12 protein-coding genes are annotated in these 12,088 nt (G+C 58.3%); 6 read left to right on the top strand and 6 right to left on the bottom strand.

Annotated elements, in window-relative coordinates:
* Positions 1-60: 60 nt before the first annotated feature.
* A complete protein-coding gene (locus RGM3321_RS18290; RefSeq protein ID WP_244394266.1) occupies positions 61-1,512 on the top strand; it encodes an MFS transporter in 1,452 nt (483 codons plus the stop codon).
* A gap of 8 nt (positions 1,513-1,520) precedes the next feature.
* Here the strand turns inward: RGM3321_RS18290 and RGM3321_RS18285 are convergent, their stop codons facing one another.
* From RGM3321_RS18285 to RGM3321_RS18265, 5 genes are all read right to left on the bottom strand, one after another.
* Positions 1,521-1,718, bottom strand: a complete 198-nt coding sequence (locus RGM3321_RS18285) for a hypothetical protein (RefSeq protein ID WP_058401135.1) — start codon at positions 1,716-1,718, stop codon at positions 1,521-1,523.
* A gap of 160 nt (positions 1,719-1,878) precedes the next feature.
* The gene (locus tag RGM3321_RS18280) at positions 1,879-2,082 is read right to left on the bottom strand and encodes a hypothetical protein (RefSeq protein ID WP_244394265.1); all 204 of its coding nucleotides are present in this window, start codon (positions 2,080-2,082) and stop codon (positions 1,879-1,881) included.
* A 63-nt stretch (positions 2,083-2,145) separates the two neighbouring features.
* On the bottom strand, positions 2,146-2,634 hold the full coding sequence (locus RGM3321_RS18275; protein ID WP_244394264.1) for a DUF3828 domain-containing protein: 489 nt from the start codon (positions 2,632-2,634) through the stop codon (positions 2,146-2,148).
* A gap of 298 nt (positions 2,635-2,932) precedes the next feature.
* Positions 2,933-3,241, bottom strand: a complete 309-nt coding sequence (locus tag RGM3321_RS18270; protein ID WP_244394263.1) for an RcnB family protein — start codon at positions 3,239-3,241, stop codon at positions 2,933-2,935.
* Positions 3,242-3,339: 98 nt separating this feature from the next.
* On the bottom strand, positions 3,340-4,197 hold the full coding sequence (locus tag RGM3321_RS18265) for an SDR family oxidoreductase (RefSeq protein ID WP_244394262.1): 858 nt from the start codon (positions 4,195-4,197) through the stop codon (positions 3,340-3,342).
* Between the two features lie 88 nt (positions 4,198-4,285).
* Here RGM3321_RS18265 and RGM3321_RS18260 point away from each other — a divergent pair, with 88 nt between their 5' ends.
* The 4 genes from RGM3321_RS18260 to RGM3321_RS18245 all read left to right on the top strand — a co-directional run bounded on the left by RGM3321_RS18260 (position 4,286) and on the right by RGM3321_RS18245 (position 10,950).
* Positions 4,286-4,711, top strand: coding sequence for a helix-turn-helix domain-containing protein (locus RGM3321_RS18260; protein ID WP_244394261.1), 426 nt, complete (start codon positions 4,286-4,288; stop codon positions 4,709-4,711).
* Positions 4,712-4,852: 141 nt separating this feature from the next.
* Positions 4,853-6,742: a penicillin-binding protein 2 gene (gene mrdA / locus RGM3321_RS18255; RefSeq protein WP_244394260.1), complete on the top strand. Its 1,890-nt coding sequence runs from the start codon at positions 4,853-4,855 to the stop codon at positions 6,740-6,742.
* A 156-nt stretch (positions 6,743-6,898) separates the two neighbouring features.
* Complete coding sequence (gene poxB, locus RGM3321_RS18250) at positions 6,899-8,617, top strand: ubiquinone-dependent pyruvate dehydrogenase (RefSeq protein WP_244394259.1); 1,719 nt, start codon at positions 6,899-6,901, stop codon at positions 8,615-8,617.
* 371 nt (positions 8,618-8,988) lie between these two features.
* Positions 8,989-10,950, top strand: coding sequence for a methyl-accepting chemotaxis protein (locus tag RGM3321_RS18245; protein WP_244394258.1), 1,962 nt, complete (start codon positions 8,989-8,991; stop codon positions 10,948-10,950).
* A gap of 224 nt (positions 10,951-11,174) precedes the next feature.
* On the opposite strand, the gene RGM3321_RS18240 is transcribed toward RGM3321_RS18245, so the two are convergent.
* Positions 11,175-11,435 (bottom strand): hypothetical protein, encoded by a 261-nt coding sequence (locus RGM3321_RS18240; RefSeq protein WP_244394257.1) that lies wholly within the window; start codon positions 11,433-11,435, stop codon positions 11,175-11,177.
* A 134-nt stretch (positions 11,436-11,569) separates the two neighbouring features.
* Here RGM3321_RS18240 and RGM3321_RS18235 point away from each other — a divergent pair, with 134 nt between their 5' ends.
* Positions 11,570-11,887, top strand: coding sequence for a hypothetical protein (locus RGM3321_RS18235; RefSeq protein WP_005755789.1), 318 nt, complete (start codon positions 11,570-11,572; stop codon positions 11,885-11,887).
* Positions 11,888-12,088 lie beyond the last annotated feature (201 nt).

Genomic DNA, 12,088 nt, shown 5'->3' with positions numbered 1-12,088 from the left:
CTTGATCGCCGCAAGCCACTCTCAAACCTGACACCAATGTTCGCTGTCAGGGAGCCGGAAATGACCACAACCGATGAAAAGGGTGCAGTGTTCGAAACCGATTTGCCGGCCCGTCTGGACCGCTTGCCCTGGGGGCGGTTTCACACCTTGCTGGTTGTGGCGCTGGGTATCACCTGGTTGCTCGATGGCCTGGAGGTGACCCTTGCAGGCTCGGTGGCTGGCGCCCTGAAAGCCAGTCCATCGCTCAACCTGACCAACAGTGACGTGGGCCTGGCGGGTGCCGCGTATATCGCCGGTGCCGTACTCGGCGCGTTATTTTTTGGCTGGCTGGCGGACCGTCTCGGGCGTCGCAAACTGTTCTTCATCACCTTGCTGCTGTACGTCGGTGCCACGGCCGCCACGGCGTTTTCATTCAGTGTCTGGAGCTTCATGCTGTTCCGCTTTCTGACCGGCATGGGTATCGGTGGCGAGTACACCGCAATCAATTCGACCATTCAGGAATTTACCCCGGCGCGTTACCGGGGCTGGGTCGACCTGACCATCAATGGCACGTTTTGGTTGGGTGCTGCGCTGGGCGCGATTGGCTCGATTGTGTTGCTCGACCCGCAATGGGTAGGTGCCGAACTGGGCTGGCGCCTGTGTTTCGGGATTGGTGCGGTATTGGGCCTGCTGGTGCTGCTGATGCGTCTGTGGCTACCGGAAAGCCCACGCTGGCTGTTGATTCACGGCCAGGCCGCGCAGGCGAAGAAGATCGTTGAGCAGATAGAGGCCGATTTGCAGCGCCAGGGCCATGTGCTGCCCGCGGTGCAGGGCAGACCCTTGCGCCTGCACGTGCGCGACCACACGCCACTGGGGGAGGTTGCCAGAACGTTGCTGGTGACGTTTCGCCAGCGTTCACTGGTTGGCCTGACGCTGTTGACGGCCCAAGCATTTTTCTACAATGCGATTTTTTTCACTTACGCACTGGTATTGACCGACTTCTATGGCGTGCCGGCCGAGCGCGTCGGCTGGTACGTGTTGCCGCTGGCGCTGGGCAATTTCTGCGGTCCGCTGCTGCTGGGCAGGTTGTTTGACGTGGTGGGGCGGCGGGTCATGATCAGCCTGACCTACGGTGTATCAGGCGTGCTGTTGGCGATCAGTGGCTATATGTTTGAGCAAGGTCTGCTTGACGTGACTCAGCAGGCAATTGCCTGGATGGTGATTTTCTTCTTTGCTTCGGCGGCGGCCAGCTCGGCCTACCTGACAGTGGCCGAAACCTTTCCGCTGGAAATCCGCGCATTGGCGATTGCGGTGTTCTACGCCTTCGGTACGGGGCTGGGCGGGATGATAGGCCCGACGTTGTTTGGTGAGTTGATAGAAACCGGCGAACGCAGCAATGTGCTGATCGGCTATCTGATCGGGGCAGGGTTGATGCTGTTCGCGGCGCTGGTGCAGTCGATATGGGGCGCGGCTGCCGAACGCAAGTCTCTGGAAGAAGTAGCGAGGCCGCTGTCGCAGGCTGGGGAAAGGTAGAGGGTCAGTTACCGGAATACACCACGAAGACCATCGACTGATGCACGCAAGCCCAGGATTCGCTCGTTGACTTCCTGCGCTTCATGCGGGCGAGAGGTACGTTCCAGGTACAAAAGATGTCCGGCAAGATTGGCCGAGACGCGTTCAAGGTCGTCGGCGGTGCGCCTGACGTAGGCCTGGATGTCTTTCAGTTGTTCGACTTGCACGGACGGTTCCCCTATAGGTCGCATCCGAGCGCACTAAATGACTAAATGACTGGGTGGCTGTGATGAAATCACTCAATCGAATTATCGGCCGCTAGAGTAGCTTTCTTTAACGTCGCAGGTAAATAAACAGCTAATAAATTTTTGCCTGCTGCGGCCCGGCCTAATCGTCTTCCTGATCGTCATGTTCCGAGTAGGAATCCAGCAACTCGGCCAATGCCAGGGTACGGTCCAGCCCGCTGCGGCTGGACATGATTTCGGCCACTGCCTGCGTGGCGGCAACTCTTGCAGCTTCGCGTTCGGCATCGGTGTTATTGGGCGTGGCGGCCTGCGCAGCCTCAATAATCGATTGCTCAAAGGTATTCATGGTGCTCGCTCGTGAAATTCAAGTGCCTGTGATACCGAGAATGACGGATTGTTTCAAGGCCGATCAATCACCTTCGTAGGGAAATTCCTCCAGAGTCTGCATCAGTGCGACACCCTGCGGCCCTTGAAGATTGTCCAGCACCCAGCAACTGCTGGCATTTTTAGTCAGCAGCAGACGAGTGGTCTGGCTGGTGACCGGCTGCTGTGGGGCGTCTTTGTAGCCCAGGTTGTAGGTCATCTCGACCACCGCCTGCTTGTCGGAGTTGGACACCAGCTTCCAGTCGATGGGCTTCTGCACATCGCCATCCTGCGCGTCGGTCCAGGGGTTGGCGCTGACTGCGCACTGGTCACCGTTCTGACAGGCCCAGTCTTTTCTCAGCAAGCCCAGTAAAGGTTTGGACAGGTAATCAGCCGAGCCTTTGCCACTCAGGTAGAAGTCCTGATGCTTTTCGTAGACCCAGCGCGCTGTATCGACCGGGGTCGCAGCAGGGCAGGCGGCCTGGGCTGTTGATGAAAGCAGGCAGGCGAAGGCAATGGCGACGGTTCTGGACATGGAGCAGGCTCGCAGAGAAGGTGGCAGTGATGTTACCGGCTGGCAACACCGCATTTGTAAGGCAAGCGGACAAAAAAGCAATGGTTTTGGTTGGTGGCGGGGCTATTTGCGACAAGCTATGCCCGCAGTGCAGCGTGCCAATGCGTGCCAATGCGTGCCAATGCGTGCCAATGCGTGCCAATGCGTGCCAATGCGTGCCAATGCGTGGCATTGGCACCGGGCTTAGTTGCGATGAGCCTATATATGAATCACTAACGCCAGGCTTGTGCTCCACAGCGCTGTGCTTACTTGTTGATACTTACTTCTTCACCGGCACGATATCCATGATGTTGCCGTTGACCTTCTGAAAGCGTACGTATTTGTCATTGATCTTCACCCATTCGCTTTCCTTGGCCGGTGCTTCCAGGCCTTTGCTTTTCCAGTCTTTTACTTCCAGATCGCTGCGGCGATATTTTTCTGGCACGCGGGAACCGATTTCCAGTTCGTGCATATTGTCTTTGGATTCGCTGACTTTCGGGTCCGCCGTCTCTGCTGCGTGAGCGGGCAGGGTGACGGCGGAGAAGCAGCCGAGCAAGGTCATGCAGGCGATCAACGATTTGCTATTCATGTAAAAACTCCCAGTCTTTGGTATCAGGCGATGGCTTAATGCCTCGTAATAACTGGGACCTTCATGGCTGCAAATCATTCGATCGGGTTTGCCGCGCCTTAGCCTTGCAGGGTCTTGGCGATGGTTGCAGAGAGCCTGGTGGTGGGGCGGCCGATCAGCGCGCTCAACTGGTGACTGTCATCGAACAGCGCGCCTTTGGCTGCTGCCGCGTCGGAATCGGCCAGCAACTGCGCAACGAAGTCTGGCAAGCCTGCCTGAATCAGCGCGGCTTCGAACTCGGCTTGCGGCAGGTTGACGTAAGGCAGAGCCTTGCCGGCCTGCTTTGAAAGCTCGGCAGCGAACTCGGCAAGCGTGTAGGAATCGTCACCAGCCAGCTCGTAAACGCGACCGCTCTGATCCTCGCCGGAGCTCAGCAGCACCGCCGCCGCTTCAGCGTAATCGAGGCGCGAAGCCGAGCTGATGCGGCCCTCGTCGGCACTGCCCATGACCGCGCCATGGCCCAGAGCGCCTGGAATGCCTGCCGTGTAGTTTTCGGTGTACCAGCCATTGCGCAGCAGGACACAAGGCAGCCCGCTGGCGCGCAGATAATCTTCGGTTTCGCGGTGCTCTCTGGCCAGGCCCAGAGCCGAGGCGTCTGCATGCAGAACACTGGTGTAAGCCAGCAGTTTGACCCCGACGCGTTTTGCCGCATCAATCACGGCCTTGTGCTGCGGCAGGCGCTGGCCCACTTCGCTGGAAGAAATCAGCAGCACCTTATCTGCACCGGCAAACGCGCTGTCCAGCGTCGACGGCTGCGAATAGTCGGCGTGACGCACTTGAACGCCCTTTGCCGAGAGGTCACTGGCCTTTTCCGGGCTGCGGACTGCGGCAATGATCTGCTCTGCAGGTACACGAGTGAGCAGCTGTTCAATGACGATACGGCCAAGCTGGCCAGTGGCACCGGTGACAACGATCATGGAAGGATTCCTTGAATCAGGTTGATAGGAAGCGCCAGCATAGTCATGATGCTCACCTTTCGTAAGTACGTACAAAAAGGTAAGTGTTATGAGTGAATCTGCCTCGCATCCACAGTCTGAAACGGTCGAGTCTATGCTGGCCTTCGTTCGTCAGGGGCAGGTACTGGCCACTGACTGCCCTTCACGAGTGGTGCTCAACCATGTTTGCAGCCGTTGGGGCGTGCTGGTGCTGGTGGTTTTGCGCGGCGGCATGCATCGCTTCAGCGAGGTACGGCGCAAGATTGGCGGGGTCAGCGAGAAAATGCTCGCGCAAACCTTGCAGCACCTGGAGCAGGACGGCTTCGTCAGCCGCAAGTCACTGCCGGTGGTGCCGCCGCATGTTCAATACCGACTGACCCCGATGGGCGAAGAAGTCGCCTTGCAGGTTGAAACGCTCGCCACCTGGATCGAGACCAATCTGCCGCGCATCATGCAGGCCCGCGAGGCCGCGAACAGGGCGCAGACCACGCTTTAATGAGCTGTTTCTGACAGATTTTTCATCCTGCGATTGTCGGCTCAATCGCCTGCAATCAGCCGCTTCTTGGTATGGTGCGCGCCGAAATCTTCATTTACATGTTCAGTTGCGCCGTTCGCCCTTCATCGAGAAGCTGTAGAAATGCCCAATCCAATCCCCCTGAAAGACCACGAAAAAGAGACGCGGCTGGTCAATCAGCGCCTGATTGCCTGCGCTGTGCTGGTCGCGCTGCTGGCCGCCTGCCTGGTCGCGCGGATGTACTTCCTGCAAGTCACCGAGTTCGATTACCACTCGACCATTTCCGAAAACAACCGCGTGCACGTGTTGCCGATCCCGCCCGAGCGCGGTTTGATCTTTGACCGCAATGGCGAAGTGCTCGCTGACAATCGCCCCAGTTTCAATCTGACCCTGACCCGTGAACGCGCCGGTGACTGGCACAAGGTGATCGATGAACTGATGACCCTGCTGGAGTTGCCCGACGAAGACCGGATTCTGTTCGACAAGGAACTGAAACAGGTTCGTCACCCGTTCGAGCCTGCGACCCTGCTGTATGAGCTGACCGAAGAGCAGATCGCCACACTCGCGGTCAATCAGTACCTGCTACCGGGCGTGGATGTGGCAGCGCAGTTCGTTCGTCACTACCCGCTGGGCGCGCACTTTGCCCATTCGATTGGCTATGTCGGGCGTATCAACGAAAAAGAAGCGTCGCACCTCGACAACGAATATCGCGGCACTCAATCCATCGGCAAGACCGGTATCGAGCGCTTCTACGAATCCGAGCTGCACGGCCACGTAGGCTACGAAGAGGTTGAAACCAACGCCCAGGGCCGCGTGCTGCGGGTGCTGAAACATACTGACCCGGTGCCGGGCAAGAACATCACCCTCACGCTGGACGCGCATTTGCAGGCCGCAGCGGAAAACGCTCTGGGTGATCGACGTGGTTCGGTGGTTGCGCTGGACCCGGAAACCGGCGAAGTGCTGGCGATGGTCAGCAAACCAAGCTTCGACCCCAACCTGTTCGTCACCGGCATCAGCTTCAAGCAGTACGCTGCGCTGCGCGATTCCATTGACCGGCCGCTGTTCAACCGGGTGCTGCGTGGCCTTTACGCGCCGGGCTCGACGGTCAAGCCGGAAGTGGCGATTGCCGGTCTCGACAGCGGTGTTGTCACGGCCTCGACCAAGGTCTTCGACCCCGGTTACTTCCAGCTGCCGGACTTTGACCACAAATACCGCAACTGGAACCACAGCGGCGATGGCTGGGTGGACATGGACACGGCGATCATGCGGTCCAATGACACCTACTTCTACACCGTCGCGCACAAGCTCGGCATCGACCGCCTGCACGACTACATGACCATGTTCGGCATCGGCCAAAAGGTCTCGCTGGACATGTTCGAGGAATCGGCCGGGCTGATGCCGTCCCGCGAATGGAAACGCGCTACACGCCGCCAGGCTTGGTTCCCGGGCGAAACGGTGATTCTCGGCATTGGCCAGGGCTACATGCAGGTCACGCCCTTGCAACTGGCCCAGGCCACGTCACTGATTGCCAGCAAAGGTGTCTGGCATCGGCCGCACCTGGCGATGGAAGTAGGCCACGACGTGCCGCTTGATGAGCACCCGATGCCAAACATCGTGCTGCGCGACCCCAACGAATGGAATCAGGTCAACACCGGCATGCAGATGGTCATGCACGACCCGCGCGGCATTGCGCGCGATGCCGCCAAAGGCGTGCAGTACCGCATCGCTGGCAAAAGCGGTACGGCGCAGGTGGTGGCGATCAAGCAGGGTGAGCGTTACAACCGTCTGAAGACCCTGGAGCGTAACCGTGACAACGCTTTGTTCGTCGGCTTCGCGCCAGCCGATCACCCGAAGATCGTGGTGTCGGTGACCATCGAGAACGGCGAGGCGGGCGGTCGAGTCGCGGGCCCTGTGGTCCGGGAAATTCTCGATGCCTGGCTGCTCGACAGCGAGGGCAAGCTCAAACCGCAATACGCAGTCCCTGCCAAGGCGCCGGGCAACCCGCACGCATGAGTTGTTTGCCAATGCAAACTGTCTGACCGAGCCCTGAACAGGGCTCAGGTTTTCTGAACTGTCGAGAATTCATCGGGTCGACCACAACAGGCGTGGCAGAGCGCTGCGCGCGTTTTACCGAATTCATTATTGCCTCGACACGACAAGGAACCCCTAATGTCCAAGACCATCGCCGACCATCTTGCGCAAACCCTCGCAGCGGCAGGTGTTTCCCACATCTGGGGGGTGTCCGGTGACAGCCTCAACGGCCTGACCGACAGCCTGGAACGCACCGATTCGATTCGCTGGATGCACACCCGTCATGAAGAAGTCGCAGCCTTCGCCGCCGGTGCCCAGGCGGCATCCAGCGGCAAGCTTGCGGTCTGTGCAGGCAGCTGCGGACCCGGCAACCTGCACCTGATCAATGGCCTGTACGACTGCCATCGCAACCGCGTGCCGGTGCTGGCGATTGCTGCGCACATCCCTTCCTCGGAAATCGGCCTGGATTACTTTCAGGAAACCCACCCGCAGGAGCTGTTCAAGGAGTGCAGCCACTTCGTCGAACTGGTCAGCAACCCCGAGCAATTCCCCCGTGTGCTGGAACGTGCCATGCGCGCGGCGATCAGCCAGAAAGGTGTGGCGGTTATCGTCTTGCCCGGCGATGTGGCGCTCAGCGAATCCCCTGATGTAGCTGCGAAATGGATCGAGGCCACGCCGCCCACTGTCGTTCCAGCGGACAACGACTTGCAGTCGATGGCCGACATGCTCAACGACTCGAAAGCCGTGACCTTGCTGTGCGGTGCAGGCTGTGCGGGTGCTCACGAGCAGATCCTCGCACTGGCCGACACGCTGGGCGCCCCCATTGTTCATGCCTTGCGCGGCAAGCAGCACGTTGAGTACGACAACCCGTTCGACGTCGGCATGACCGGCCTTATCGGCTTCAGCTCCGGCTATCACGCCATGCTGTCCTGCGACACGCTGGTGATTCTCGGCAGCAGCTTTCCGTACCGCAATTTCTACCCCGAGAAAGCCGATATTATTCAGATCGACCTCGACCCTACGCAGTTGGGCCGTCGCACGCCTGTGGCGCTCGGTCTGGTCGGCGGGGTACGGGAAACCCTCGACGCATTGCAGTCAAAACTCAAGCCGCACGCCGACCGCCGCTTCCTCGACAAGGCCCTCAAGCACTACGCCAAGGCCCGCGAAGAGCTGGACGAACTGGCCACACCTACGCCAGACGGTACGCCTATCCACCCGCAATACCTCACCCGATTGGTCGACGAGCAAGCGGACGCTGATGCGATCTTTACCGTCGATGTAGGCACGCCTACGCTGTGGGCAGCGCGCTACCTGCACATGAACGGCAAACGCAGCCTGCTGGGCTCGTTCAACCACGGTTCGATGGCCAACGCCTTGCCTCAGGCACTGGGCGCGAAGGCCGAGCACCCTGATCGGCAGGTGGTGGCGTTGTGTGGCGATGGAGGTCTGTCGATGCTGCTGGGCGACCTGCTGAGCATCCGCCAACTGAACCTGCCGATCAAAATGGTGGTGTTCAACAACAGCTCGCTGGGCTTTGTCGACATGGAAATGAAAGCCAGCGGCTATGTGCCGCACGGCACCGACCTACATGAAACCAACTTCGCCGGTATTGCCTTGGGCGCAGGCATTCTCGGCTTGCGCGTGGAGAACGCCGAAGAGCTGCCAGCGGCGTTGCGCAAGGCGTTCGATCATCCCGGTCCGGTGCTGATCGACGTTGTCACTGCCAAGCAGGAGCTGGGCATCCCGCCGAAAATCAAGCTCGCCCAGGCCAAGGGCTTCAGCCTGTACATGATGCGCGCGATCATGAGCGGGCGCGGCAGTGAAGTGGTGGAACTGGCCAAAACCAACCTGCGTTAATACATTATAAAAACGTATGGGGCGAATAGAAAAAGTTGCAACTTCTATTCGCCGAGATTGTCACCGCTGTTACAGGTGATAATCTCGGTGTCTCTATATTTCTTTTCTCACGATGACTGCCCAAGGCGGTCATTTCTTTGTGGATCCAAACTTCTCGCACCCTGTGCTTTATAGAGTTCGCTATTTGAACTAACAAATTCAAATAGTGGGTAAAGCTTCACGGCAGACAGCCGAGACAGTGTTACGGAAGCAAGACCGGCTACGGCAGGCTGATTACCGAACAGTCCCTGGCGACAAAAAAACGTCGACGCTACAGAACGTTACGCCCTGGATATTCTTTATAGAAAAGTCTGCACGTCATGAGGTCTGCAATGCTTAGAAATGCTCCTTTGAGTATGAAACTGCTGCTTATTTTAATATTCCCCCTATTGGGCTTCCTGGCCTTTGCAGGTCTGTTCGTCGCTGACAAAAGCGAAAACCTCGGTGACATGAGGCGCGCAGTGACGGCCACCGCGGTTGCACAGAAACTGAGTAACGTGGTCACCACCATCCAGCGTGAGCGCGGCGCCAGCGGCGTGTTTCTGGGCAGCGGCGGCAAGTCCATGCAGGACAAATTGAAGACCTTCCGTCAGGAAACCGACAAGGCGATAAGCGAGATGCGCGCCCAGTCGACCGACGGTATTCCCGGTCCGGACAAAGTCTACCGCGCACTGGATGACCTGACCGCGCTGCGCCTCAAGATCGATACGCTGGGGATCAGCAACACCGAGTCTTCTACGCGGTTCACCGACGTTATCAAAACACTCGTCGGGTTCTCCTATTCGCTGGAAGCGAGTATCGAAGATCCGGAAATACTGCGTGGCTTGAGTTCGCTCAACCAGTTCGTGGATATGAAGGAGCGTGCCGGTCGCGAGCGCGTACTGCTCGTTCAGGCATTCAACCAGAACCGCTTTGATGCGCCACTGTTATCGCGCTTCAGTCGTAACCTGGGAGAGTTCTCCGGTTACCTCGAAGCGTTTCAGCGCTGGTCCCCTGAAGTATTCAAGGCCAAACTCAATGACGTCATGCAGCAGCCGGGTTCATTGGAAGTAGCGCGCTTGCAACGCCTGGGTTTCGATACACCGATGGGTGATCCGCTCAACGTCAAGCCGGAAGACTGGTTCAACCTTGCAACCGTGCGTATCGACATGATGGCTCAGGTAGAAGCAGAGCTCGGCCAGAACGTCGTCGGCGTGGCAACGGATGCGCGTAGCTCCGCTCAAAGCAGTCTGTACGTGGCGGTTGCCACTGTCGTCCTGATGCTGATCGTAGTGCTGTGGCTGGCTTCGGTGATCATCCGCAATATCAAGATTGCGGTTGTCGATGTTAACCGTACATTGATGGCACTTTCTACCCGCGACCTGACCGCGCGAACCCGCTATATCGGCAAGGATGAATTTGGCGAGATCTCGCGCAATCTGGACAACATGGCGCAACAGATCAGCGAGGTCATCCGCGAAATCGGCAGCGCTACCGCACAAGTCGCCACCGCCGCCGAGCAGTCTTCTGCGGTGGCTTTGCAGACCAGCCAGAACGTCGCGCAGCAGCGCCAGGGCACCGATCAGGTCGCCACGGCCATCAGCGAGATGAGCGCCACCGTCAAGGACGTCGCGCGCAGCACCACCGACGCGGCCGAGATGTCGCAACGCGTCAACAACAGTACCGTGCAGGGCAAGACCGAGATCGACAACACCATCGGCCTGATTCAAGGGCTCTCGGTCCAGGCTGAAGAGACTTCACGAATCATTGACGAACTCAAGGGCGAGAGCAACGCCATTTCCTCGGTGCTCGATGTCATTCGAGGCGTCGCTGACCAGACCAACCTGCTGGCCCTCAACGCCGCCATCGAAGCCGCCCGCGCGGGCGAGCAGGGCCGTGGTTTCGCGGTGGTTGCCGACGAAGTGCGCAATCTGGCCAAGAAGACTCAGGACTCCACGGTCAGCATCCAGAAAATGATCGCCAACCTGCAGTCCGGCTCGGAACGCGCTGCCGCGTCGATGCAGGAAACCCTGGGCAAGGCGCAGGAGGGTGCCAGCAACGTCGTACGCGCTGGTGAACTGCTGGAAGAGATCGCCGAAGGCATCGCGACCATCAGCGACCGCAACATCCAGGTCGCGTCGGCCGCTGAAGAGCAAAGCCTGGTGGCCGAAGAGATCCACCGCAACGTCGACGACATCAACTCGCTGGTCATCCAGGTGAGTGCAGGTGCCGAGCAGACCGCCGTCACCAGTCGCGAACTCGCGCGTCTGGCGGAGCACCAGCAGGGGCTGGTCGGTCGCTTCAAGGTGAGCTGACAGTAAGCTGTTTGTGTGTTGTGAAAAGGCCTGGAAGCGAAAGTTTTCAGGCCTTTTTGTTGGTCTGCGGACACTGTCGTGCCGCGGTCTCTGATCACCATCGATAGTCCGTCAGCCATGACCCTTCAGTCACCTTTTCACGTAACCCCACGTCCCGCTTACGATTATGTAGTGACTAAAAATAATCACTACATAATCGTTGACGCACTCCATTTGCCCTTGCATTATGCAGCTGTCTCCCTGATCGGGAGCACTGCAAAAGGTGTGATGAACAGGCTCGGCAAGCCGTCGAGATGTTCCCGGATGTAGGCTGCCCACAAGGCAGATTGATGGAGCTGAACTGGCATTTGTCGTCGATAAGGGCGAGAAGCTGGCGAAACGTCCTCATGATGCTTGTAATGGATCGATTGCCGATCCTGGGCCAGGTCTTTGGGTTTCGTGACTTCTTCTCTCTGCGCTGATGCCGCGGTGTAGCGGCTCTTCATCAAGGCTACCTGCATGTCCTTGAGGGGCTGGAGCGACATTCGACCAACACTTACGTGTGTTGCATTGACGACGCTCTGGCGCATGAACTTGATGTATCAATTATTGAACGGTCTACGAGCGAAGGAGCATCAACATGAATATCAACAAGCAACCGACTATTGATGAACTGGCTCGTCTGTTTGCAGTATGCAAAGACACGCTGGACAACCACATCGTATGGATTGCCGATTCGGGTGAAGTCCATGTCGACGCCATGTCGCCATTCACCCAGGAAGACGAATTCCGTGACGCTCATCCACAGATGCGCACTGCGCTGAAGATGTTTCGCCGCGGTCAGGGTTATGTCGGCAAAAAAGCGGCGGCCGACCGCACGTATGTGGAAAATACGCTGCAGGCGCTGAAAGGCGAATGGCAAAAGAGCCGTCTGCAGGCACACTCTCAGGTCGCCTGAATTCAAGGTGCGATAAGTATTGAGCCCTGAAGCCTGTTCCCGAACCTGATCGGGAACAGGCTTTTTTATTTTCAGTGTCCCGTCCTGAATAAGGTTTACACCTTCTGACCTTTCCTCAGGAGGACTTAATGGATTCGGGTAAAAGGCGCAGCCAACGCGATTACACGCTAGCCTTTAAATTATCGGTCGTAGACCAGGTTG

Origin of the sequence: Pseudomonas sp. RGM 3321 (assembly GCF_022836805.1) — a bacterium.
Lineage (GTDB): Bacteria > Pseudomonadota > Gammaproteobacteria > Pseudomonadales > Pseudomonadaceae > Aquipseudomonas.
Note: the sequence above shows the minus strand (reverse complement) of the source record. Positions and strands in the feature narration are given on the sequence as shown.

Bases quoted from the DNA above. Each gene is read 5' to 3' on its own strand.
- RGM3321_RS18280 (WP_244394265.1), bottom strand. From the start codon at position 2,082: ATGAATACCTTTGAGCAATCGATTATTGAGGCTGCGCAGGCCGCCACG.
- mrdA (WP_244394260.1), top strand. From the start codon at position 4,853: ATGCCCAATCCAATCCCCCTGAAAGACCACGAAAAAGAGACGCGGCTG.
- RGM3321_RS18290 (WP_244394266.1), top strand. From the start codon at position 61: ATGACCACAACCGATGAAAAGGGTGCAGTGTTCGAAACCGATTTGCCG.
- RGM3321_RS18275 (WP_244394264.1), bottom strand. From the start codon at position 2,634: ATGTCCAGAACCGTCGCCATTGCCTTCGCCTGCCTGCTTTCATCAACA.
- RGM3321_RS18265 (WP_244394262.1), bottom strand. From the start codon at position 4,197: ATGATCGTTGTCACCGGTGCCACTGGCCAGCTTGGCCGTATCGTCATT.
- RGM3321_RS18235 (WP_005755789.1), top strand. From the start codon at position 11,570: ATGAATATCAACAAGCAACCGACTATTGATGAACTGGCTCGTCTGTTT.
- poxB (WP_244394259.1), top strand. From the start codon at position 6,899: ATGTCCAAGACCATCGCCGACCATCTTGCGCAAACCCTCGCAGCGGCA.
- RGM3321_RS18260 (WP_244394261.1), top strand. From the start codon at position 4,286: ATGAGTGAATCTGCCTCGCATCCACAGTCTGAAACGGTCGAGTCTATG.
- RGM3321_RS18240 (WP_244394257.1), bottom strand. From the start codon at position 11,435: ATGAAGAGCCGCTACACCGCGGCATCAGCGCAGAGAGAAGAAGTCACG.
- RGM3321_RS18270 (WP_244394263.1), bottom strand. From the start codon at position 3,241: ATGAATAGCAAATCGTTGATCGCCTGCATGACCTTGCTCGGCTGCTTC.
- RGM3321_RS18245 (WP_244394258.1), top strand. From the start codon at position 8,989: ATGCTTAGAAATGCTCCTTTGAGTATGAAACTGCTGCTTATTTTAATA.